We start from the raw sequence: 23,420 nt of genomic DNA, 5'->3' as shown, positions 1-23,420 counted from the left end.
CCTAGCAGGCATAAATGCGCCGCGCGGTGCCGGCCAGCAGCAGCTGCGCGGCCGCCGCGCCGTGTTCGGCGGCGATGATCTTGTAGGCATTCCACAGCGTGCCGTAGCCGATCGCCACGCTGTCGACCGGGAAGTTGCTTTCGAACATGCAGCGGTCCGGACCGAAACGCCGGATCGCGTGATGGAAATAGGCGCCGCGCTCGTCAACGAAATTCTGCGACGACGGCGGCAGCGCGCGGGTATGGGCGTCATACTGCGTGACGATCGAGGCCATGCCGCCGAGTTTCATCACCAGGTTCGGCAGCCCGGCCAGCCGGTCGATGCGGGCGCACCAGTCGGCGAAGACCGGATCGCGTCCGGGCGGGTCGCGGTCGGGCGGGCCGCCGGCATAGCCCACCGGCGCGCCGAGGTGATCGATCACGATGGTGGCGGCCGGCACCGCGCGGGCCAGGTCGGCCAGTTCGTCGAGCTGGAAATGAAACAGGAAGGCATCGAAGGCGAGGCCGCGTTCGGCCACGCGGGCCAGGCCGCGGCGAAAGGCCGGATCGGCATAGAGGCCGGGCGGCGCGGCGCCGGCGAGCAGCCGCGCCGACGGATCTTCCAGGCGGGCGCCGCTCTGGCGGATGCCGCGCAGGCGGCCGCCGCCGGCCGCCTCATGCGCGTCGAGCAGCGCGTCCAGCCCGGGATGCCGCAGATCGGCATGCGCCACGATCGCCGCGATGGTTGCCGTGCCGCCGCTGCCGGCGGATCGCGCCGCCAGGCCGGCGGCCCATTCCGTCTCGCCCGCGGCGCGCAGATGCTCCGGCCCGTCTGTGCGGTATGCCGAGCCGCATTCGATATAGACGGCCTGCGCGATTTTGTGGCCGGCGCCGGCATCGGCCAGAAACTCGTCCAGCAGATAGCGGCTGGTCCGCAGCATCGCGCCCGGCACGGCCGGGTCGGGAAAGTCGCGTTCGTCCCAGAGATGGAAATGCGCGTCGACGATCTCCTGCTGCGGATCGAGCACCGGTTCGCGGCGCAAGGCCCACCAGTCGGCGCGCGCGCCCATCTGGCGCACCCGCAATCCGCGTTCCTGCGGCGTCATTCTCTGTCCTCCCCGGCCCCGTCTTCCCGGCGCGGTTAAGCGGCGTCCGGCGCAAACCATAGAGTTGAACTGGCTATTACAGATAGTTAAAATTCCTAACGTCTGTATTCCGATATCGTGAAAGCTGGCTGGAGGCCGCCGCATGGAGCTGAGGCAGATTCGATTCTTCGTCGCCGCCTGCGAGGAGGGCTCGCTGAGCGCCGCCGCCAACCGGCTGCACTGCACGGCGTCCGGCGTCAGCCAGCAGATGAGCGCGCTGGAGGGCCGGCTGGGGATCAGCCTGCTGGAACGAACGCGGCGCGGCGTGGTGCCGACGCCGGCCGGCCAGCGGTTCTACGAGCGCTCGCTCGCCATCCTGAAAGCCGTGTCGGAGGCGGAGCTGGAGATCGAGGATTTCTCCGCCGGGCTGAGCGGCGCGGTTTCGGCCGGTTTCGCGCCGGGCCTGGCGAAGGCCATCCTGCCGCCGGCGCTGGCGCGCTTCACGCGCGAATTTCCCCGCGTCGACATCGACATCGCCAGCGGCACGTCGGATTCGCTGCTCGCCGAAGTCGCCGGCGGCGCCCTCGATTTCTATGTCGGCCAGTTCGAGAAGCCGCAGATCGGGCTGGCGGCGCAGGCGATCGGCCGCTTCCCGGTCACGCTGGTCTCCGGCTCGCGCCGCGGCCTGATGCCGATGAAGCCGCTGAAACTCGCCGACCTGCCGCCGCTGAAGCTGTTCCTGCCCAACGCGGAAAACAGCCTGCGGCCGAAAATCGACGCGGCGATCCGCAACGGCGAGATTCCGATCGAGCGCATCATCTCCAATGCCAGCCTGTCGGCGGGACTCGAATTCCTCGCCCTGACCGACTGGTCGGCGATCCTGCCCTACTGGATCGGCCAGAAGGAACTCGGCAACGAGCGGCTGAGCGTCAATCCGATCGAGGAAACCAGCCTCGCCGTCGAGGTGGCGCTGATCATTCCCGCCCGGCATCCGCTGTCGCGGCCCGCCCAGACGCTCTACGACTATTTCAGCCAGGAACTGCGCCGCTCCGAGGAGGACTGGCGCCGGATCATGGCGGCTTCTGCTTTAAGCCAGAGTGATGGCTCGCTTAAGGAGAAATAAGTATTCCTGATTGATCGCCGGATTTAGGTTTCCCACCGGAGGAACGCCATCTGCCGCTCGCGGCAGGCAGCGCATACGCGCATCCCAATCGCGCGTCATCATAAGGCCCCAGCCTCTGCGGGGCCCGGGAGGAGACAAAAATGACATCCGATCAGCCGATCGTGCAATCCGCGTCGCGTTCATCCCTCAATCGCCGGGCCTTCGGCGGCCTGTCGCTGCTCGCCCTCGCCGGCACCACGGTGGCGACCGGCGCCCAGGCGGCCCTGCCGGAGATCGAGCTGAAAATGCAGTTCGCCTCCGCCGACGGCACGCCGTGGAACGACATGGACCGGCGTTTCGCCGCCCAGCTCAAGGCCATCATGGGCGGCCGCGCCAGGCTGTCGTTCTTTCCGCCCAATTCGGTGACGCCGTTCAAGGACTGGCTGCGCGCCACCGGCTCCGGCCTGCTCGATATCGGTTTCGTCTGGCATCCGGCGCTGCCGGGCAAGTTCCCGCAGCTCGACCTGTTCGGCCTGCCGGGCCTGTCGAAGAACCAGACGGTTGCCAGCGTGGTCTACTGGCGCCTGCGCGAGATGTTCCCCGAAATGGGCAAACTGTTCAGCGCCAGCGACAACGTCGTCGATCTCGCCACTTTCGTCGCCATGGGCTCGCATCTGCACACGCGCACGCCGATCCGCACCCTGGCGGACCTGAAGGGCAAGGTGCTGGCGGCCCAGGATTCGGCCGGCGTGCGGGTGATGGAGACGCTCGGCGCCAGCGCCAGCGTCATGGTCGGACCCGATGCCTATCTGGCGCTGCAGCGCGGCGCCGTCGACGGCGTGCTGTGCGCCTGGGGCTGGGTGAACAACTTCAAGCTCAACGAGGTGACGACCTACCACACGCTGGTCAACCTCAATCCCGGCACCTACTCGACCGTGATGAACCGCGACACCCACAAGAAGCTGACCGAGCAGGAGAAGCAGCATCTCGCCGACCTGCTGCCGGTCTATTTCTTCAACAACACCACCGATGCCGCCGCGGCCGCGATGGCGGCGATCCCGCCCGCCAACATCCTCACGCTGTCGGCCGAGGACCACGCCGCCCTGGCCGGCAGGATGCGCCCGCTCTGGGACCAGTGGGTGCAGACCGCGAATGCCAAGGGCCTGCCGGGACAGAAGATCCTCGACGAGGCCGCGCGCCTGCTCAAGCTCTACGACCTGAACTAGGCGCGCCCGGCAACACCGGCGAGCGTGCGCCGCCCACCGCGGCGCACGCCCTGCCGGCCTGTCGGCGGAACAATGGTGAACGCAGCATGAGCAGTGAGCAGCATGAGCAGTGATATGGGCAGGATCGGAACCGAGATGCCGGTCGAGAGCGAAACACCCGCGAAGGCGCCGTGGCGCTTCATCGCCTGGCCGAACCTTGCCGCGCAGTGGATCGGCGGCGGCGCGCTCGTCCTGATGACGGGCGTGACGATGGCGGATGTCGTGCTGCGCAATCTCTTTTCGGTCGTCGTGCCCGGCGGCATGGAGATCAACGGCCTGCTGATGATTCTCGTCGCCCTGTCCACGCTCGGCGTGGTCGAACTGGCGCGCGGGCATATCCGCGTCGACATGCTGCTTCAGCTGATGCCGGACCATGTCCGCCTGCCGACCGTCGCCGGCGGGCTGCTGCTCACCCTGGGAACGGTCGCGATCACCGCCTCGGAAATCTTCAAGGAGACCGCGCTCCTGATCGACGATTCGATCGTCACCGGCGTGCTGAAGGTGCCGGAATGGCCGTTCGCGCTGGTCGCGGCGATCTTCATGCTGCTGTTCGCGGTCACGCTGCTGGTCAACCTGGTCGCCGCGCTCAGGGCCGTCGCCGCGCTGCGCGATCCGCGCGCCGTGGCCATCGGCCTGGCATGGGGCCTGGCATGGGGGCTGGCGGCGGCGGCCATCTTCTGCCTCATCCTGTTCCCGCAGGCCCTGCCCTTCGACCTGCCGCGCGAAACGCGCGGCGCGCTGTGCATCGCCCTGTGTTTCGTCCTGATCTTCCTCGGCATCCATGTCGCCGCGGCGATGGCGATCACGGCGCTGATGGGCATCAGCCTGCTGATCGGCGCGAAGGCCAGCCTGACCAGCCTCGGCACCACGGCGCTCGATGTCGTCGGCGACCAGACCTGGAGCGTCATTCCGCTGTTTACCTGGATGGGGCTGATCGTCGTCGCCTCGGGCTTCGCCGAGGACCTCTATCGCGCCGCCTATCGCTGGATCGGCCACCTGCCCGGCGGGCTTGCCTCCGCGAGCACCGTGTCCTGCGCGGGACTGTCGTCGATCGTCGGCGACACGCTGTCCGGCGTCTACGCCATGGGCTCGATCGCCCTGCCGCAGATGAAGCGCTACGGCTACGACATGAAGCTTGCCACGGCCTCGATCGCCTGCGCGGCGACCATCGGGGTGATGATACCGCCCAGCCTCGCCTTCATCGTCTACGGCATGATCACCGAAGTCTCGATCGGCAAGCTGTTCATGGCCGGCGTGCTGCCGGGCATCCTGTTCGCCGTCATCCTGGTGCTGCTGATCACAGTGCGGGCCTGGCTCAATCCCGCGCTGGCGCCGCGCGGCGCCGTCAGCTCCTGGCGCGAGCGGCTGGATGCCAGCACCGGAGTCTGGCCGGTGCTGGCGCTGATGCTGCTGGTGCTCGGCGGCATCTACACGGGCATCGTCACGCCCAACGAGGCGGGCGGCATCGGCGTCGCCGGGGCGCTGCTGATCTCCGTGCTGACGCGGCGGCTCACCTGGCGCGCCTTCTGGCGGTCGATCGAACAGACGCTGCGGCTGACCGCGGGCATCATCCTGATCTTCCTGTTCGCCACCGCCTTCAGCCGCTTCATCGCCATCAGCGGGCTGACCCAGCAGATCGCCAGCCTGGTCGCCGAGCTTAAACTCGGCCCCTATGAGCTGATCGGCGCGATCCTGCTCTTCTACGTCGTCATCGGCATGTTCATGAATGCGCTGCCCGCGCTGGTGCTGACGGTTCCGCTGTTTTACCCGCTGGCCATGAATGCCGGTTTCGATCCGGTGTGGTTCGGCGTCCTCGTCGTCATCATGGTCGAACTCGGCGTCGTCACGCCGCCGATCGGGGTCAATGTCTTCGCCATCGCCTCGATGACGTCGGACGTGTCGATGTACGACATCTTCCGCGGGGTTTTCCCCTTCTGGATCGCCTATTTCGCGCTGATTCTGCTGATCATCGCCTTCCCGCAGATTGCGCTCCTCCTGCCCTCGCTGATGTGAAACCGAGATGAGCCCGAATGTGACGTCCGTACCTGCTCAAACAGATCGCATCCTGACCCTGACCGCGACCATGCGGATGCGCCGCGCCGACACGCCGAGGAATGTGTGATGCAGCCGCTCGAAGGCTTTCGGGTCCTCGACCTGACGCATGTGCTGGCAGGTCCCTGCGCCACGCACCACTTGCGCTGCCTTGGCGCCGAAGTGATCAAGATCGAGCGGCCGGGCTCCGGCGACCCGATGCGCGCGCTCACGATGCAGCCGGAACATGGCGGCCTGCCGCCGGGCTTCCGCGCGCTGAACGCCGGCAAGAAATCGGTCGTCGCCGACCTTTCCACATCCGAAGGCCGCGCCGCGGTCCTGCGGCTCGCCGGAAGCGTCGACGTTTTCGTTGAGAATTTCCGTCCCGGCGTGGCCCGGCGCCTGGGCCTCGGCCCCGAGGATATCCGCAAGGTGCGGCCGGACATCGTTTACTGCTCGATTTCGGGCTGGGGCCAGAGCGGACCGAACAGCCGGTACGGGGCTTACGACCATGTGATTCAGGCCGCGACCGGAATGATGGCGCTGCAGGGAAGCCAGGCGGATGATGCCCCGGTGAAAGTCGGCTTCCCGGTCATCGACATTGCCACCGGCATCAGTGCCGCGGAAGCGATCCTGGCCGCGATCATCCGGCGCCTGCGCGGCGACACCAGCCCGATCACGCTCGATGTCTCGATGGTCGATTCCGCGCTGGCACTGATGTCCGGCCCCGCCGCCATGACGCTGGCGACCGGCCGTGCGCCCGAGCGCGTCGGCAACCGCGGCTTCGTCGGCAGCCCCGGAGCCGAGACCTTCGCCACCACGGACGGCCATATCTCGGTGGCAGCCAACACAATGGGCCAGTTCGCCACGCTGTGCCGGCTGCTCGGGCGGCCGGAGCTTGCCGCGCCGCCTTTCGTGCCGGCCGGACTCGCGCCGGGCGACTTCCTCGCCAATGTGGCCAGCGAGCCGCTCCGCATCAGGCTGGCGCAGGCCTTCGCGACCGCCGATGCGGCCGGACTGGAAGTCGCGCTCAATACTGCCGGCGTCCCGGCCGCCAAGGTACGCGATCTCGGCGAATATCTGCGCGATCTCTATCCGGCCACCCCGGGGATCGGCATGGATGGCGAAGCCGCTGCGCTCGGCCCGGCGTTTCGCTGGCAGGAGGAGCAGAGACCGAAACTGCCGCCGGCCCCGCGGCTCGGTGCAGACACTCATTCGGTCATTCCGATCGGGCAAACGTCGTCGGCGTCGTGACGCGTCCCCGGGCTGAACGGCGGCTATCGGCGCAGGCTGGGGCTTCTCTCGTGCGATGACCTGCCGCGGCAGTGCGTAAGGAAAATGGAGAGCCGAGACGGCCCTGGCTTTCGGCTCAACCTGGCTTTCGACCGCAGGAACCAGCTTTTTCACGCGCCACGATTGATCATTGTACGATCCATTGCTAGGGTCGATGCCAACCAGAACATAAAGTCCCGAGAACAGGCCCGTGAATCCACCCAACATTCCAGCAGCTGAGCTGCTGGATCTCTATCGCATGATGTGCCGCATCCGCGCGTTCGAGGATGCGGCCGAGGAAGCCAGCAGGGGCGGTGTTGCCGCCTTCGGCCAACAGGCCGTCGGCCAGGCACAGGTGCGCGGGCCGCTGCACCTCTCCACAGGGCAGGAAGCGGTAGCGGCCGGCGTATGCCGCCATCTGCGGCCCAACGACTATCTCACCTCGACCCATCGCGGCCATGGCCATACGCTGGCCAAGGGCGCCGATCTTGAACGCATGATGCATGAGCTGTTTGGCAAGGCGACCGGCTTTTGCGGCGGACGTGGCGGCTCCATGCACATCGCCGACTTTTCGGTCGGCATGCTGGGTGCCAATGGCGTGGTGGCAGCCGGCATTCCCATTGCGCTGGGCGCGGCGCAGTCGATCAAAATCCGCAGAGTGGATGCCATTGCCGTCACCTTCTTCGGCGACGGCGCCATCAATCGCGGCCCCTTCGCCGAAAGCCTGAACTGGGCCGCCGCTTTCAATCTGCCGATCCTGTTCGTCTGCGAGGACAACCAGTGGTCAGCCACCACCAAGACCGGCACGATGTCCGCCGGCCAGGGCGCCGCCGCGCGGGCCAGAAGCTTTGGCATCGAGGCCGAAGTGGTGGATGGAAACGATGTCGGCGCCGTCAGCGAGACGGCGCGGGGCATGATCGCCGACATTCGCGCCGGCAAGGGGCCACGGCTGCTGCATGCCCGTACCTATCGTTTCAAGGGCCATGTCTCGGTCGATCCCGCCATCTATCGCGATCCGAAGGAGCTGGAAGCTGCGCTGAAATCCGATCCGCTGCTGGTGACCGCGGCGCAACTGCGCGCCCATGGCGTTGCGCCAACCGAGATCGACGCGGTGCTGCAGGCGGCGAGAACGGAAGTGGCGCGGGCGGTTGAAACCGCCGGCCAGGCGCCATGGCCGGCGGCGTCCGACGCCTTTTCGCAGATTCAGGATACAGGGGCAGGGCAATGGCTGTGATGAACTACGCCGCCGCCGCCGCCACGTCGCTCGGCGATGCCATGCGCCGGGATTCCGCTGTCGTCGCGCTGGGTGAGGATGTCGGACGCGGCGGCATTTTCGGCCAGTATCGCGGCCTGCAGGAGGCCTTCGGGTCCGAACGCGTGATCGACACGCCGATCTCGGAGGCGACCATCATGGGTGCCGCTGTGGGCATGGCGCTGACCGGCCTGAAGCCGGTGATCGAGCTGCGCGTGATCGACTTCGCCCTCTGCGCCATGGACGAGATCATCAACCAGGCCGCCAAGAACCGCTACATGTTCGGCGGGCAGAGCCATGTGCCGGCCGTGATCCGCATGCCCATCGGCATCTGGAGCGCGTCGGCGGCGCAGCATTCGCAGTCTCTGGAAAGCTGGTTCACGCATGTGCCGGGCCTCGTCGTGGTTGCTCCTGCAACACCGCAGGACAATTACGGCCTGCTGCAGGCCGCACTGCAATGCGGCGATCCGGTGGCCTATTTCGAGCACAAGGAACTCTGGGCGCTGGACGGCGAGGTGGATCCGGGACAGCCGGTTCCGCTCGGCAAGGCCGCATTGCGACGCAGCGGCGACGACCTGACAATTATCTCCTGGAGCAAGGCGGTGCACTGGTCGCTGGATGCGGCAGAGATCCTGGCCAGAGATGGTATCGAGGCCGAAGTGATCGACCTGCGCACGCTCTGGCCCTGGGACCGTGAAGCGGTTTTCGCATCCGCAGCAAAAACCGGCCGCGTGCTGGTGGCACATGAGGCCATCCAGGTCGCCGGCTTCGGCGCGGAAATCGCCGCAACACTGGCGGAACAGACTGACGCCAGGGTGGCAAGGCTGGGCGGTCCGCGCGCCCCGGTGGGCTATGCGCCGGTGCTGGAAGCGGAAACGCGCGTCACGCCGTCCCGCATTGCGGCAAAAGCACGGGAACTGCTTGCGCGATGAGCAGCGCGGGAAAACAGGCAGCCGCTGCGCCCCGCATGCGCACCGTCTTGGCGAGCCACGGATAATACTGTATTGGCAAAACATCCAAGTGTCGGCAAAGCGTATTCTTCGCTGAAACAATAATAATAAACCTGGAGGAAACTGAACATGGATCGTCGTTCGCTGCTCAAGGCCGGCCTTGCCGGCACCGCTCTCCTGGCCGCACCCGCCATCGTCGGTCGCCGTGCCTATGCGAGCAACTACAAACCGGAATACAAGCTTTCCACCGTGGTCGGCTCGGCTTTCCCGTGGGGCAAGGGCGGCGACATCTGGATCGAACTGGTGAAGGAGCGGACCAAGGGCCGCATCAACATCAAGATGTATCCGGGCGTGTCGCTGGTGAACGGCGATCAGACGCGGGAATTTACCGCCATCCGTCAGGGCGTGATCGATCTGGCCATCGGTTCGACCATCAACTGGTCGCCGCAGATCAAGCAGCTGAATCTCTTCTCGCTGCCGTTCCTGGCGCAGGATCATGCCGGTCTCGATGCCCTGGTGCAGGGCGCGGTGGGCAAGGACATCATGCAACTGGTCGAGAAGAATGGCGTGATGCCGCTGGCCTGGGGCGAGAACGGTTTCCGCGAGGTCAGCAATTCCAAGCATGAGATCCGCAAGCCGGCCGACATGAAGGGCCTGAAGTTCCGCGTCGTCGGCTCACCGATCTTCAATGACACCTTCAGCGCGCTGGGCGCGAATCCGACGCAGATGAGCTGGGCCGATGCCCAGCCGGCGCTGGCCTCCGGCGCCGTCGAGGGTCAGGAAAATCCGCTGCATGTCTTCACCGCGGCCAAGCTCAACACCCTGGCGCAGAAATTCGTCACCCGCTGGGGCTACGTGGCCGATCCGCTTATCTTTGTCGCCAACCAGGATGTCTGGAAGTCCTGGAGCGCCGACGACCAGAAGATCGTGCGCCAGGCCGCCATCGATGCCGGCAAGCAGGAAATCGCCATCGCCCGCAAGGGCCTTACCGCCAGTGACAGCTCCTTCGTCAAGGAAGTCGAGGCGCTGGGCGTGAAGGTCACCGAACTGACCACCGCCGAGAAGGATGCCTTCAAACAGGCGGTCAAGCCGGCCTATGACAAATGGGTCCAGCAGATCGGTCCTGATCTGGTGAAAAAGGCCGAGGCGGCCGTCGCCGCGGCCCGCAAGAAGGCCTGATCGGCAAGCAATCGGCGCGGGCCGGAAGCGGGGCCGGGATTTCCCGGCCCTTGCTTTTGCGGCCCGGCCGCCGGTTGCCGGCATGGGGAAGCAGCGTGCAGAAATCCTCGAAATCCAATTCTTCCATGCCGCCGCAGGCGCGCGGCCGGCTGTGCTGGGAGGACTGGGTCGGCGCCGCCGTCTTGCTGGCGCTCGCCGCGATCACCTTTGCCAATGTGATCATGCGCTATTTCACCGACCAGTCCTTCGCCTGGACCGAAGAGATCTCCATCTCCCTGATGGTGGTTCTGACCATGGTGGCGGCTAGCGCCGCCGTGGCGCGCGACCGCCATATCCGCATCGAGGCGTTTTTCGAGCGCGGCTCTCCGCAGCGGCGCCGGCGGCTGGCGCTGGTTTCCGCCGCCGCCACGGTTGCCGCTTTTGTCATCCTCACCGTCCTGGCCACGCGCTTCGCCTATGATGATTACCGTTTCGAGGTGACCTCGCCGGGCATCGGCGTGCCGCAATGGTGGTACAGCGTCTGGCTGCCGGTGCTGTCGCTGGTGATCGCGGTGCGCGGCGCCCAGGTTTTCTGGCGCAAATGGCGGGCGACGCCATGATCGGCCTGTCGATCTTTGTGGTTTTCGTCATCCTGATGCTGGCCGGCGTGCCGATCGGCGTGGCGCTGACGCTGGGCGGTGCGCTCGGCATCTGGCTGGCCGATCTGGGCATGATGTCCCTGCCGAACAACTTCTATGCCGGCATTGCCAAATACCCGTTGCTGGCATTGCCGATGTTCGTGCTGGTCGGCGTGATCTTCGAGAAGTCCGGCGTGGCCGAGCGGCTGGTCAATCTCGCCATCGCCATCGTCGGACGGAAGCCCGGGCGGCTGCCGCTGGTGGCGATTGCCGTCGCCATGCTGCTGGGTGGCATTTCCGGCTCCGGTCCGGCCACGGCCGCGGCGGTGGGCGGCGTGATGCTGGCGGCGATGGCGCGGGCCGGCTATCCGCCCGCTTACTCCGCCACCGTGATCGGCGCGGCCGCCGCGACCGATATCCTGATCCCGCCCTCCATCGCCTTCATCGTCTATTCGGTGCTGGTGCCGGGCGCCTCGGTGCCGGCGCTGTTTGCCGGCGGGCTGTTCCCGGGTCTTCTGGCCGGCATCGCGCTGATGATCCCGGCGGCCTGGCTGGCACGCCGTCATGGCTTCGGCCGCACCGATGGCGAGACAAAGCGTCCGCCATTCTGGCCGGCCCTGCAGGCTGCAAGCTGGGGCCTGGCGGCGCCCGTGCTGATTCTGGGCGGCATGCGCATGGGATGGTTCACGCCGACCGAGGCCGCCGTGGTGGCGGTGGTCTACGGCCTGTTCGTCGGCATGGCGATCTACCGCACTATCCGCCTGAGGGAACTGCTCGACATCCTGGTCGACGCCGCCGAGACATCGGGCATCATCCTGGTTGTTGTCGCACTGGCCAGCATTTTCGCCTATGCGGTGAACACGCTCGGCATCATCGACCCGCTTGCCCGCGCCATCACCGGCAGCGGCCTGGGCTCCTACGGCACGCTGACGCTGATCGTGCTGGTTCTGCTCGGAGTCGGCATGGTGCTGGACGGCATTTCGATCTTCCTGATCTTCATTCCGATCCTGCTGCCGATGATGCGGACCTTTGCCTGGGATCCGGTCTGGTTCGGCGTGCTGCTGACGTACATGGTGGCGATCGGCCAGTTCACGCCGCCGATGGCGGTGAACCTGATGGTCTCGGCCAAGCTGGCCGGCGTGCCGATCGAGCAGACGGCGCGCTGGGCCGTGTGGTTTGTGCTGGCGATGATGCTGGCCTTGATCCTCCTGGTCGCGATGCCCGATATCGTGCTGTGGCTGCCGCGCAGCCTGAATTACTGACCGGCGGGAACGGCAGCCCACGAGACTCATCCAAAGCGCTGATATTACCGGGTTGAAAGGCGATCATCGGCATCCGTCATTGAGCCTTCAGCCGCCCCCAGGCCTGCGACGGGGGCGAATCCGGTCACCCGCTCCAATTCTCCAGATAAAGCGACCTGCAAACCGCCGCCAGCCCTTGCGCGCGGCCGCCATGGGATTAGGTCTTCACCATGAGCCGTCACCGCATCCCGCCGACCTATTCCGCCGCCAGCATCGCCGCCCTGGTGCTGAGCCTGCTCGCCTGTTTCACCATTTCCGCTGTGGGCGGCGCGATCACCGCCGGGCCGGTGAAAAGCTGGTATCCCACGCTGGTCAAGCCGGCGCTGACGCCGCCCGACCTCGCCTTCCCGATCGTCTGGACGCTGCTGTTCGCCCTGATGGCGATTGCCGCCTGGCGGGTCTGGCGCCAGTCAGGCCTCCGGCAGGCGCGCGGCGCGCTGCTGCTGTTCGGCCTGCAACTGCTGCTCAATCTCGCCTGGTCGTGGCTGTTCTTCGGCCGGCAGCAGATCGGCTGGGCGGTGGCCGAGATCGTGGTGCTGTGGCTGGCGATTGCCGGCTGCATCCTGCTGTTCGCGCGGCATGACCGTGTCGCCGCGCTCCTGCTGGTGCCGTATCTGCTGTGGGTGAGCTTCGCCGCCTGGCTGACCTTTTCGATCTGGCAGCTCAATCCGGCCTGAACCTGACTGCTGCCCGGAATCGATGCAGACGCCGGAAGCGTCTGCCCGCAATAGGAGCAGTAAAACCGCGATTTCGCCTCAGGACGGCATCCGGGCATGGCCGGGGCATGATTCCGGGGGCATGGCATGAATCCTGCTGAAACCTGGTCTGGTATTCAGCGGAGGAGTTCGGCCATGACCAAGACGCGTCCCCCTGTTTCGTCAGCTGTTGCGACCATGCGCGCCGCCAGCAGTTTCACCCGGCGCACCCTTCTGAAATCCACGATTGCCGCCGGTGGCGTCGCCGCGATGGGCCCCTGGATCGTGCAGGATGCCCGTTCATCGTCGGGCACACTCAGCATTCTGCACTGGGATGACGAACTGCCCGATCCGGTGATCCCCGAATTCGAGAAAAAGACCGGCATCAAGGTCAACAAGACGCCGTTCTCGCAGAACGAGGAACAGATCAACAAGCTGCAGGCCACCGCCGGCACCGGCTTCGATCTGTGCCAGCCGACCCATGACCGCGCGCCGCAGTTCAAGGAAATCGGCGTGCTGCAGCCCTTCGATACCAACAAGCTGAAGCTGCTGGACGGCCTGCTGCCGGCGATGCTGGAAGGCTCGACCAAGCAGTGGACCTGGGACAGCAAGCTGTATCACGTGCCGCATTGCTGGGGCAGCGAAGCGATCTCCTGGCGCACCGATCTGGTCACGCTCGACTACAAGACGCTGAGCTACGGCACGCTGTGGGACGAACAGTTCAAGGGCAAGATCCAGGGCCGGCCGCATTCGCTGCTGCTCGGCATCGGCCTGTGGTGGGACCGCACCGGCAAGCTGCCGTCGAACCGCATGCTCGACGCCTTCAAGGACGAGGCGACGATGCGCAAGATCTACGACCCGATCCTGAAATTCGCCATCGAGAAGAAATCCTGGGTCAAGCAGTTCTGGGATTCGGCCGACAACACCAAGTCGGGCCTGATCGAAAACGGCGTGGTGATCGGCCAGACCTGGGACGGCCCGGCGCTGTCGCTGAAGAAACAGGGCAAGCCGGTCTCCTATATGGCGCCGCAGGAAGGCGCCATCGCCTGGCTCGACGGCTGGGCAATGACCACCGGTGCGAAGAATGTCGCGCAGGCCTATGAATGGATCAACTACCTGCATTCGCCGGAGGTCTCGGCCAAGGTGGCGGACGGCTCGGGCTACAATCCGGTGGCCAGGGGCGCCGATGCGCTGCTGTCGCCCGCGGCGAAGAAGAATTTCGCCGAGAGCTATCCCGACGATGCCACCAGCAAGCTGTGGCAGCGGCCGCCCGAGCCCTCGTGGTTCGCCGAGCTGCGCACGCAATACGCCGAAAAGTTCAAAGCAGCGTAACAGGACGGTGCCGGCCGCGATCTTCCCGCCGCCGGCACCGCATTGCCCATGACAGCAGCCCTCACCGCCGCCATCACGCTGGATCATGTCAGCGTCCGTTTCGGCGATTTCACCGCCGTGGACGATGCGTCGCTGCAGATCGCACCGGGCGAATTCTTTTCCTTCCTCGGCCCCTCGGGCTGCGGCAAGACCACCCTGCTGCGCACCATCTCGGGCTTTGTCGAACCGACGCAGGGCCGCGTGCTGCTGGACGGCCGCGACATGCAGGGCATCGGCCCGAACCGGCGCCCCACCGCGCTGATCTTCCAGAATCTGGCGCTGTTCCCGATGATGAGCGTGGCCGACAACATCGCCTACGGCCTGCGCGTGCGCGGCCTGTCGCGTCGCGAACGCAATGCCAAGGTCGAAAGCCTGCTCGACCTGATCGCCCTGCCCGACCAGGGCGGCAAGCGGGTGGACGAACTGTCGGGCGGCCAGAAGCAGCGCGTGGCGATCGCCCGCGCGCTCGCCGTCGAACCCAAGGTGCTGCTGCTGGACGAGCCGCTCTCGGCACTCGACCTCAAACTGCGTCAGCATATGCGCAACGAGCTGCGCGCCATCCAGCGCCGGGTCGGCATCACCTTCATCTACATCACGCACGACCAGGGCGAGGCACTCACCATGTCGGATCGCATCGCGGTGATGAATCGCGGGGTGATCGAACAGATCGGCGACGGTCGCACGATCTACGAAGCGCCGCGCACCGCCTTCGTCGCGTCTTTCGTCGGCGAGAACAATGCCTTCATCGGCAGGGTCGTCGCGTCCGAGGCCGGTGCCGCCGTGGTGGAAACGTCCATCGGCCTGCTCAGGGGCCGCAATGCGCGTGGCCTGGTGAAAGGCTCGGAGGCCGTGCTGTTCGTGCGGCCGGAGATGCTGCGGCCCAATCCGCCGGCCGATCACCAGTGGATCGCCGGCCAGGTCGCCGAGATCGCCTATGAAGGCAGCCTCACCCATGTCGCTTTCGCGGCAGCCGGAACGGGTGGACTCAAACTGACCATGACGCTGGCGCGCGGCGATACCGCCGCCATCCCCGCTGCCGGCACCGAAGCCGCCATCGGCTACAGAGCCGAGGACGCCCTGGTGCTGCCGCGCGAGACTTTCGGCCAGGACTGACAATGCACAGCTCGGCCGGTCACAGCCTGATCCTCGCCCTGCCGCTGCTGGTGACCGCCGGCTTTATCCTCTTCTCGCTGCTGGAACGGCGGCGGCTCGGCGCCCTGGCGCCGGTGTCTTTCTGGCGCCGCAACGGCATCGCCATCTCGACCTATCTGGTGGTCGCGGTCGGGCTGTGGACTGTCATCATGATCGTGCTGCCGCAACTCTACATGATCGACCTGTCGCTGCGCCCCAAGCTGCCGCCGAACCAGGTGGGCGGCCCGAAAGACGTCTACACGCTGGAGAACTACCGCTACTTCCTCTACGGCTCGACCACGTCGACGGCCGCCTGGAACACCACCCATATCAAGGCCTTCTTCCTCACCATCGGCGCCTCGGTGCTGGTGACGCTGCTGAATTTCGTCCTCTGCTATCCGCTCGCCTTCTACATGGCGCAGGTGACCACCAGGGCGCGCGTGCGCATCTTCATGCTGCTGCTGATCACGCCGTACTGGGTCAACGAGGTGCTGCGCGCCTTCGCCTTCCGCGTGCTGCTCGGCAGCCAGGGCGTGATCAACACCATCCTGCTCAAGCTTGGCCTGATCGACCAGCCGATCGACTTCCTCGGCCTCGATGTCGGGCTCTATGCAGGCTTGGCCTATGCCTATCTGCTGATGATGATGTTCTCGCTCTACAACGCCATCGAAAGCCTGGACCGCAACCAGGTCGAGGCTGCCCGCGATCTCGGCGCGCCGTGGTGGTATATCCACTGGTCGGTGGTGATGCCGCATGCCAAACCCGGCATCGCCTCGGGTGCCACGCTGGTCTTCATGCTGAATGCCGGCGCGCTGGCGGCGCCGCTGGTGCTGGGCGGGCCGCGCACGCTGTGGTTCACGCCGATCGTCTACGACCGCTTCTACCAGGCCTTCAACTGGCAGCAGGGCGCCGCCTATGCCTTCATCCTGCTGCTGGCCTGCATCGTCTTCGTGCTGCTGGTGCTGCGGCTGTTCAGGGTCGGCCTGGGCGAGATCGCGCGATGAACACGGCAACGATCAACCGCATCGCCGTCTGGTTCTATATCGGGCTGTTCTTCCTCTACCTGTTCGGCCCGCTGGCGATCATGGGCATCACCGCCTTCAACAGTTCGAGCTATCCGCAGGTCTACCCGTTCGAGGGCTTCACGCTGAAATGGTTCGACGGCCTGCTGAACGATGCCGACATCGTCTACGGCCTGAGGAATTCGCTATGGATCGGTTTCCTGGTGGTGCTGGTTTCCGTACCGGTCGGACTGGCCGCCGCCATCCTGATGACCCAGGTCTATGCCCGCGCGCGGTCGTTCTACTACCTGATCGTGGTGTCGCCGGTGCTGACGCCGGGCGTGATCATCGGCATCTCCACCGTGATCTTCTGGCGCGAGATGACCGGCGCCACCGGCACGCGGTTTCTCTACGACGGCACGCTGATGACCGTGGTGGCGCAATCGAGCTTCATTTCGGCCTATACCATGCTGATCTTCCTCGCCCGGCTGCAGCGTTTCGACCGCGCGCAGGAGGAAGCCGCGCTGGATCTCGGCGCCAGCCACCCGCAGGTCTTCCTGCACATCCTGCTGCCCTTCATGCGGCCGGCCATCCTGTCGGCCGCGGCGCTGGCCTTCCTGTCGTCGTTCGAGAATTACAACACCACCACCTTCTCGATCCTGGCCGACAAGACCCTGACCACGGTGCTGGCCGGCCGGCTGCGCCAGGGCACCACGCCGGCGATCAGCGCGCTGGCCGTACTGATCATCGCCGTCACCTTCCTGGGCGCCGTCGCCTTCGAACTGGTGAAACGCCGCGAGGAGGCCGCCAAAGCCGCCCGCCTGCGCCAGGCCCAGCGCGAGGAAGACCGCAGCCTGGCACCTGCCGGGATGAAGTCCTGAACTATCGGCAGGAGCGGCGAATAGCACTCGGCGGACGGCGATAGACTTCGGCAAAGACGCTATTGAAACGCCGCAGGCTCCTGAAGCCGGCCTGTAGCGCGACCTCTGTCATCGGCAGATCGGTTTCGTCCAGCAGTCGTTTGGCGCGCTGTATCCGCGCCGTTTTTGCCAGCTGCAAGGGACTGGCGCCGAGGTGATGAGCGAACAATCGCGCCAGATGCCGGGCACCGATGCCCAGGCGTGCCGCCAAAATTTCTACCGAGGCATTTTCGCCATCCAGCGCACCCTCGCGAACAATCAGACGTGCAGCCCGCTCGACCGTCGCCCGGCTGCCCTTCCAGGCCGGACTGAATGGCGCCGTTTCTGGCCGGCAGCGCAGGCAAGGGCGAAAGCCGGCAGCCTCCGCGGCGGCAGCGGTCGGATAGAAGTCAACATTCGTTGCCCGCGCCGGCCGCACCGGGCAAACCGGCCGGCAGTAGATGCGGGTCGTCCGCACCCCGGTGAAAAACCGACCGTCATAGGCGGGGTCACGCCGCATTCTGGCGCGTTCGCATTCGTCATGATCGAGCATAAGCGTGCCTTGGGACGGAGTCCGAATCCGGCCAGCCTTAAACAGGCCGACAGGATACTAAGCCTTCGTCCCCTCATGGTCTACGCGACATGACGAATAGCATCACAGATCACCCGCTCGATAACGTCATCTGGTCGGCCCTGACCACGCGGCATGTTGCATTTGCAACAGGCAGTGGCCTGGCAAGGCATTATCCGCGCGATATGGCGCCTTTCTCTGCCATTGCCGACACAACGCCAAAGGCCTACGCCGATCTTGCACCCGGCTTGATGGGGCATGAAGCACGCCTGTTTCGCCCACAGAAAGAACCCACGCCTCCAGGCTGGGAAACACTCAGCGCGCGGCCGATCCTGCAGATGGTTGCTGAGCGGGCGCGGCAGCAAGCGACTGGCAAGGTTGAGATACTTCCGCTGGGCCCAGCCGACATCCCTGACATGATGGAGCTTGTCGATATCGGAAAACCCGGCCCCTTCTCCAATCGAACGGCGTTGCTCGGCCAGTATGTCGGCATTCGCGATGGTGCAGGCGGATCCCTGATCGCCATGGCCGGCGAACGCTTCCGCTGCCAGGATCACGTCGAACTGAGCGCCATCTGCGTGAATCCAGCCGCACGCGGCCGTGGCCTGGGCGCCGCCCTCATCCGACATTTGATGGCCGCCGCCTTCGAACGCGGCGAAATCCCCTTCCTCCATGTCTTCCCCGACAACCCGGCGGCTCGACTGTATGAGAGATGTGGCTTCCATGTCCGGGCTCAGCACTGGGTGATTTGGCGCCGCCCGCGGCCGGGAAACCCGGCTTCCAGCATTGACGGCGCCCCAACACCTTCTTAAGTCTGGTACCCATGATCCAGGAAATGAGCCAGCGGAGCCGCGATATCCTGCGGCTGGTCGTCGAGACCTATATGACGACCGGGGAACCGGTCGGCTCGCGCTTCATTTCCAAGAAGCTGGAACACCGGCTGTCGCCCGCCAGCATCCGCAACACCATGGCCGATCTGGAAGATGCCGGGCTGCTCTATGCGCCGCATACCTCGGCCGGCCGGCTGCCGACCGAAAGCGGCCTGCGGCTGTTCGTCGACGGGCTGCTGCAGGTTGGCGACCTGACCCAGGACGAGCGCAGCTCCATCGAGGGCCGCGTCGCCGCCTCGGGGCGCGGCTTCCAGGACGTGCTGAAGGAAGCCACCGGCGTGCTGTCGGGCCTGTCCGGCCATGCCGGGCTGGTGGTGGCGCCGAAGGAAGACGCGCCGCTGCGCCATGTCGAATTCGTGCCGCTGGGTCCGGGCAAGGCCCTGGTGGTGATGGTGAGCGAGTCCGGCCAGGTGGAAAACCGCGTGCTGGACCTGCCGGTCGGCCTGACCGAGGCGGCACTGGCCGAAGCCGGCGAATTCCTGTCGCGGCGCCTGAAGGGCCGCACCATGGGCGTGGCACGCAACGAGATCATGCAGGACCTGACCCTGCGCAAGGCCGAGCTGGACCAGCTGGCCGCCCGCGTGGTCGAGGCCGGCCTGGCGGTGTGGGGCGGCGAGCCGGATCGCGGCACCCTGATCGTGCGCGGCAGCGCCAACCTGCTGGATGACGTGGCGGCCATGGCCGATCTGGAACGCATCCGCAATCTGATGGAAGAGCTGGAAAATTCCGAGGAGATGCTGCGCCTGATCGACCTGACCCAGGGCGGCGAAGGCGTGCGCATTTTCATCGGCTCGGAAAATACCCTGTTCCGCCGGGCCGGCTGCTCGCTGATCGTCGCGCCGCTGCAGAACCAGCAGCAGCGCATCGTCGGCGCCATCGGCGTGATCGGGCCGACGCGCATGAACTACGCCCGGGTGGTGCCGATGGTGGATTTCACCGCCCAGGTGGTCGGCCGCCTCATAGGCTGATACCGGGGCTAAAAACCGGGGATTCCAGACCGCACCCCTTTCATTTCAGTGCCGCCATCCGTATATGCAGGCCCGTAATACGAAGGGCGCGCAGAGAGACCCCCCAGATGAGCCAGAACGACCGTATCGAACCGACCCTGAATACCGGCGCCAGCCAGGCCAGCGGCCAGCAGCCGGCTCCGGCGCCCGAAGCGCCCAGGCTGGACCCGCAGCCGGCCGCCGCGCCGGACGCGCTAGCCCAGGCTCTCTCCCGGGCCCAGGCGGAAATCGCCGAACTGAAGGACCGCCTGCTGCGCACCGCCGCCGAGGGCGAGAATCTGCGCAAGCGGATGGAGCGCGAGAAGGAAGACGCGCTGAAATACGGTTCAGGGAAATTCGCCAAGGATGTGCTGACGGTGGCCGACAACCTGCGCCGCGCGCTGGAAAGCGCGCCCAAGTCGGAAGGCGAAGCCAGCGAGCCGATGCGCAACCTGGTGGTCGGTATCGAGGCGACCGAGCGCGAGCTACTGTCGGTGTTCGAACGCCACGGCATCACCCGCATCGATCCCAAGGGCCAGCGCTTCGATCCCAACCTGCATCAGGCCATGTTCGAGGTGCAGGACCCGACCCAGCCGAGCGGCATGGTCGTGCAGGTAATTGCCGCAGGCTACCTGCAGCATGGCCGCCTGCTGCGCGCCGCCATGGTCGGCGTGTCCAAGGGCGGCCCCGCACCCGAAATCCAGCCGGGCCAGGCGGTCAATACCCAGGCTTAGCCCCTGGCCTGAGGCCGCGGTCCCGATCTGCGCGAATTGTCGCGGCGATCACTCGCCTCGACAATTCGACGCAGTCATCCGTCTTTGTCAAAAATCCGCAATCTGGACAGCCGATAGTCACCCCGCATACCGGGGGATGACTGTTGGACATGATGACTTCCGAGGCGCTCGAGACCATCGGCACCATGGCCGTGCCATTGCCGCCGGTCCACGCCACGATGCGTTGCGAAGACGTGGACCTGCGCTTCCAGGCCGACCCCGATCTCGGGGCGCTTGGCGTGGTGGAAAACGGCCGCCCGGTCGGCCTGATCAACCGCTACGACCTGATCACGCATCTGTCGCGCGACTACGGCCGCGCGCTGTATGCCAAGAAGCCGGTCTCCGCGCTGATGGATCGCGCGCCGCTCATTGTGGACGCCAGTATCAGCGTCGACACGCTGGAAAGCCTGATCGCCGACGAACACCAGAGCGCCCTGCTGCGCGGCTTCATCGTCACCCGCAACGGCCGCTATTACGGCGTCGGCACGGCGCTGTCGCTGCTGCAGCTCGGCATGGCACGCAGCGAGCGGCGCAACCGTGCGCTCGACCGCGCCCGCCAACAGGCCGAGGAAGCGTCTTTGAGCAAGACGCGCTTCCTCGCCAATATGAGCCACGAATTGCGCACGCCGCTGAATGCCATCATCGGCTTCGCCGAGGTGATCCAGAAGGAAATGCTGGGGCCGATGGGCAATGCGCGCTACGCCGAATACGTCTCCGACATCCATTCCAGCGGCCAGCATCTGCTCAGCCTGATCAACAACATCCTCGACATGTCGAAGATCGAGAGCGGCAGCTGGCGCATCCAGCCGGAAATGACCGACCCGGTCGAGATCATGGATGCCAGCATCCGCACCTTCCGCGAACGCGCCGAAGGCCGCGGCGTCTTCATGTCGATGGCCGTCGATGCCCGGCTGTTCGAAGGGTTTGTCGACCGTCAGGCGCTGCGCCAGATCCTGCTCAACCTGATTTCCAATGCGGTGAAATTCACGCCGCCCGGCGGCCGCATCGAGGTCGGCGCCCAGCCGCTGGAGAACGGCGCCTTCCGCATCTGGGTGCGCGATACCGGCATTGGCATCGCGCCCGAGCATATCCCGGTGGTGCTGGCCCCGTTCGGGCAGGTGGAAAACGACCTGACCCGGCAATACGAAGGCACCGGACTGGGCCTGCCGCTGGTGAAATCGCTGATCGAGATGCATGCCGGCCGCTTTGAAATCATCTCCGTGCCCGGCGAGGGCACCACGATCAGCGCCGAATTCCCGCCGCCGCCGGGCCTGGCTGCGATTGGCGAACCGGCAGCCGCTATGGCCGCGTTACCCGGCGCAGCGTCAGGTTGATGCGGCCGCCACCGGAGATCAGGCGACTGGTGCCGCCCAGCACCCGGTCGATGCCGTGATAGGCCAGCCGGGCTGCGCCCCCCAGCACCAGCACATCGCCCGATGAGAGTTTGAACGACCGCGTACTCGCTTTGCGAGACGTGCCGCCGAGACGGAACAGCGCATCGTCGCCCAGCGAGATCGAGACGACGGGCGCCGCCATCTCGGCCTCGTCACGATCCTGGTGCAGGCCCATCTTCGCGGTGTCGCGATACAGGTTGATCAGGCAGCATTCCGGCGCGTGGTCGTAACCGGCGACCGCATGCCAGACCGCCAGCGCCGCCTCGGGAATCGCCGGCCAGGGCCGGTCGGTTTCCGGGTGCCGCTCGATATAACGGTAGCCGTGTTCCCGGTCGGAATACCAGCCGAAGCGGCCGGCATTGCTCATCGCCACGCTCATCTTCTGGCCGCTTTTCGGCATGCACGCATGATAGGCCGGCGCGGCAGCCAGCACCGCCTGCACGGCCTCCAGCAGGCTGCGCTGCCGCGCCGCATCGAGCAGGCCGGGAAACAGGCGGAAGCCCGGCAGCGGCGCAAAATCGGCGCTATCCATCACGCGGCCCGGCGCGCCGTCTGCCAGGAATTCCAGCTGTAGACGATCAGTGCACCCCAGATGCAGGCGAAAGCGATCGCATGCACCGGCGTGAAAGGCTCGTTCCACAACAGCACCGCGAGCAGGAACTGCAGGCTGGGCGAGAGATACTGCAGCAGGCTCATGGTCGCCATGCGCAGCCGCCGCCAGCCGGCGGCAAACAGCACCAGCGGCGCCGCCGTCACCGGTCCGGCCAGCAGCAGCAGGAGATGCGTCCAGCCATCGGCGACACCCAGCGCGCCCTGCCCCTGCCCAGAAACTCCCATGGCTAACCAGATCATGTAGGCCAGCGCAAACGGCAGCAGCACCATGGTCTCGACTGTCAGGCCGATCAGGCTGTCGACCGGGAAGCGCTTGCGGATCAGGCCGTAGAAGCCCCAGGTGACGGCGATGATCAGCGACAGCCAGATCGCCTGGTCGGCATTGCCGATCAGCACCGCCACGCCTGCCACGGCAAGGCCAAATGCACCCCATTGCACAGCCGTCATCCGCTCCTTCAGCACCAGCCGGCCCAGCAGCACGGCGAACAGCGGATTGATGTAATAGCCCAGGCTGCAGGCGATCACCTGGTTACGGTCGATCGCCCAGACGAAGACCAGCCAGTTGATCAGCAGGAACACCGCGCTGCCGGCCAGCGCGGTGCGCAGCCGCGGATTGCGCAGCACGCCGAGCCATTCGGCCCGTTTGCCGAACGCCAGCAGAATCCCCAGGCAAAGCAGGCAGGACCACAGGATGCGATGGGCGGTCAGTTCCAGCAGCGGCACCCCGGCCGCGCCCACGGCCTTGAAATAGATCGGGGAAATTCCCCATAGAAAATAACCACCTAGCCCGAAACCGATGCCGGCCCAGGGTAAGGCGGCCGGGAGCGGGGCGGCGGATCGGCCGGGAATGGGCGCTGTGGCCGGGGAGAGGCCGGTCTCGGTCATCGGTTTCCTCGCGCCTGACGGTCGGCCGGGAGGTGGCATCGCCATGGCTTTTCTGGACATTTTTTGCGGCCACCCGTTGCGGGACAGGGGTGGCCCTCTTACATACCCGGCGAGATGTTGAACCGAAAGGGGTCCGCCGCCGCGCTTGCATAAGGCTGCCGCGGATCGCCGGAAAAAGGA

22 protein-coding genes are annotated in these 23,420 nt (G+C 66.1%); 18 read left to right on the top strand and 4 right to left on the bottom strand.

Annotated elements, in window-relative coordinates; translation table 11 throughout:
* Position 1 precedes the first annotated feature (1 nt).
* Positions 2-1,084: an amidohydrolase family protein gene (locus OJJ21_RS07640; protein ID WP_297684772.1), complete on the bottom strand. Its 1,083-nt coding sequence runs from the start codon at positions 1,082-1,084 to the stop codon at positions 2-4.
* 142 nt (positions 1,085-1,226) lie between these two features.
* On the opposite strand from OJJ21_RS07640, the gene OJJ21_RS07635 reads away from it, so the two are divergent.
* The 14 genes from OJJ21_RS07635 (at position 1,227) to OJJ21_RS07570 (ending at position 17,111) form a co-directional block, all read left to right on the top strand.
* Positions 1,227-2,186: a LysR family transcriptional regulator gene (locus tag OJJ21_RS07635; protein ID WP_297684770.1), complete on the top strand. Its 960-nt coding sequence runs from the start codon at positions 1,227-1,229 to the stop codon at positions 2,184-2,186.
* 140 nt (positions 2,187-2,326) lie between these two features.
* The gene (gene dctP / locus OJJ21_RS07630) at positions 2,327-3,391 is read left to right on the top strand and encodes a TRAP transporter substrate-binding protein DctP (protein WP_297684768.1); all 1,065 of its coding nucleotides are present in this window, start codon (positions 2,327-2,329) and stop codon (positions 3,389-3,391) included.
* Between the two features lie 102 nt (positions 3,392-3,493).
* Positions 3,494-5,443: a TRAP transporter large permease subunit gene (locus OJJ21_RS07625; RefSeq protein ID WP_297684766.1), complete on the top strand. Its 1,950-nt coding sequence runs from the start codon at positions 3,494-3,496 to the stop codon at positions 5,441-5,443.
* A 108-nt stretch (positions 5,444-5,551) separates the two neighbouring features.
* The gene (locus OJJ21_RS07620; protein WP_297684764.1) at positions 5,552-6,715 is read left to right on the top strand and encodes a CoA transferase; all 1,164 of its coding nucleotides are present in this window, start codon (positions 5,552-5,554) and stop codon (positions 6,713-6,715) included.
* A 229-nt stretch (positions 6,716-6,944) separates the two neighbouring features.
* Entirely contained in the window at positions 6,945-7,967 is a 1,023-nt protein-coding gene (locus tag OJJ21_RS07615) for a thiamine pyrophosphate-dependent dehydrogenase E1 component subunit alpha (RefSeq protein ID WP_297684761.1), read from the top strand.
* Positions 7,958-8,917: a transketolase C-terminal domain-containing protein gene (locus OJJ21_RS07610; RefSeq protein WP_297684759.1), complete on the top strand. Its 960-nt coding sequence runs from the start codon at positions 7,958-7,960 to the stop codon at positions 8,915-8,917. Before OJJ21_RS07615 ends, OJJ21_RS07610 begins: the two co-directional genes overlap by 10 nt.
* A gap of 147 nt (positions 8,918-9,064) precedes the next feature.
* Positions 9,065-10,114, top strand: coding sequence for a DctP family TRAP transporter solute-binding subunit (locus OJJ21_RS07605; RefSeq protein WP_297684757.1), 1,050 nt, complete (start codon positions 9,065-9,067; stop codon positions 10,112-10,114).
* 95 nt (positions 10,115-10,209) lie between these two features.
* A complete protein-coding gene (locus tag OJJ21_RS07600) occupies positions 10,210-10,713 on the top strand; it encodes a TRAP transporter small permease (protein WP_297684756.1) in 504 nt (167 codons plus the stop codon).
* A complete protein-coding gene (locus OJJ21_RS07595) occupies positions 10,695-11,993 on the top strand; it encodes a TRAP transporter large permease (protein ID WP_297684754.1) in 1,299 nt (432 codons plus the stop codon). The genes OJJ21_RS07600 and OJJ21_RS07595 overlap by 19 nt, the downstream gene beginning before the upstream one ends.
* Positions 11,994-12,202: 209 nt before the next feature.
* The gene (locus tag OJJ21_RS07590) at positions 12,203-12,709 is read left to right on the top strand and encodes a TspO/MBR family protein (RefSeq protein ID WP_297684752.1); all 507 of its coding nucleotides are present in this window, start codon (positions 12,203-12,205) and stop codon (positions 12,707-12,709) included.
* A gap of 174 nt (positions 12,710-12,883) precedes the next feature.
* Positions 12,884-14,059, top strand: coding sequence for an extracellular solute-binding protein (locus tag OJJ21_RS07585; RefSeq protein ID WP_297684750.1), 1,176 nt, complete (start codon positions 12,884-12,886; stop codon positions 14,057-14,059).
* A gap of 48 nt (positions 14,060-14,107) precedes the next feature.
* Positions 14,108-15,211, top strand: coding sequence for an ABC transporter ATP-binding protein (locus OJJ21_RS07580; protein ID WP_297684748.1), 1,104 nt, complete (start codon positions 14,108-14,110; stop codon positions 15,209-15,211).
* Positions 15,212-15,213: 2 nt separating this feature from the next.
* Positions 15,214-16,233 carry an ABC transporter permease gene (locus tag OJJ21_RS07575; protein ID WP_297684746.1) on the top strand — a complete coding sequence of 340 codons (1,020 nt, stop codon included), beginning with the start codon at positions 15,214-15,216 and terminating at the stop codon, positions 16,231-16,233.
* Positions 16,230-17,111 carry an ABC transporter permease gene (locus tag OJJ21_RS07570; RefSeq protein WP_297684744.1) on the top strand — a complete coding sequence of 294 codons (882 nt, stop codon included), beginning with the start codon at positions 16,230-16,232 and terminating at the stop codon, positions 17,109-17,111. Before OJJ21_RS07575 ends, OJJ21_RS07570 begins: the two co-directional genes overlap by 4 nt.
* A 1-nt stretch (position 17,112) precedes the next feature.
* On the opposite strand, the gene OJJ21_RS07565 is transcribed toward OJJ21_RS07570, so the two are convergent.
* On the bottom strand, positions 17,113-17,682 hold the full coding sequence (locus OJJ21_RS07565; RefSeq protein ID WP_297684742.1) for an Ada metal-binding domain-containing protein: 570 nt from the start codon (positions 17,680-17,682) through the stop codon (positions 17,113-17,115).
* An 89-nt stretch (positions 17,683-17,771) separates the two neighbouring features.
* On the opposite strand from OJJ21_RS07565, the gene OJJ21_RS07560 reads away from it, so the two are divergent.
* The 4 genes from OJJ21_RS07560 to OJJ21_RS07545 all read left to right on the top strand — a co-directional run bounded on the left by OJJ21_RS07560 (position 17,772) and on the right by OJJ21_RS07545 (position 21,683).
* The gene (locus OJJ21_RS07560) at positions 17,772-18,512 is read left to right on the top strand and encodes a GNAT family N-acetyltransferase (protein WP_297684740.1); all 741 of its coding nucleotides are present in this window, start codon (positions 17,772-17,774) and stop codon (positions 18,510-18,512) included.
* 11 nt (positions 18,513-18,523) lie between these two features.
* Positions 18,524-19,558 (top strand): heat-inducible transcriptional repressor HrcA, encoded by a 1,035-nt coding sequence (hrcA, locus tag OJJ21_RS07555; protein WP_297684738.1) that lies wholly within the window; start codon positions 18,524-18,526, stop codon positions 19,556-19,558.
* Between the two features lie 107 nt (positions 19,559-19,665).
* Complete coding sequence (gene grpE, locus OJJ21_RS07550; RefSeq protein ID WP_297684736.1) at positions 19,666-20,310, top strand: nucleotide exchange factor GrpE; 645 nt, start codon at positions 19,666-19,668, stop codon at positions 20,308-20,310.
* Between the two features lie 149 nt (positions 20,311-20,459).
* Entirely contained in the window at positions 20,460-21,683 is a 1,224-nt protein-coding gene (locus OJJ21_RS07545; protein WP_297684734.1) for an ATP-binding protein, read from the top strand.
* Here the strand turns inward: OJJ21_RS07545 and OJJ21_RS07540 are convergent.
* Positions 21,649-22,275: an alpha-ketoglutarate-dependent dioxygenase AlkB gene (locus OJJ21_RS07540; RefSeq protein ID WP_297684732.1), complete on the bottom strand. Its 627-nt coding sequence runs from the start codon at positions 22,273-22,275 to the stop codon at positions 21,649-21,651. The two genes, OJJ21_RS07545 and OJJ21_RS07540, sit on opposite strands and share 35 nt — an antisense overlap.
* On the bottom strand, positions 22,275-23,240 hold the full coding sequence (gene rarD / locus OJJ21_RS07535) for an EamA family transporter RarD (RefSeq protein WP_297684730.1): 966 nt from the start codon (positions 23,238-23,240) through the stop codon (positions 22,275-22,277). Before rarD ends, OJJ21_RS07540 begins: the two co-directional genes overlap by 1 nt.
* Positions 23,241-23,420 lie beyond the last annotated feature (180 nt).

This window comes from Ferrovibrio sp., from assembly GCF_025869515.1.
GTDB lineage: Bacteria > Pseudomonadota > Alphaproteobacteria > Ferrovibrionales > Ferrovibrionaceae > Ferrovibrio.
Note: the sequence above shows the minus strand (reverse complement) of the source record. Positions and strands in the feature narration are given on the sequence as shown.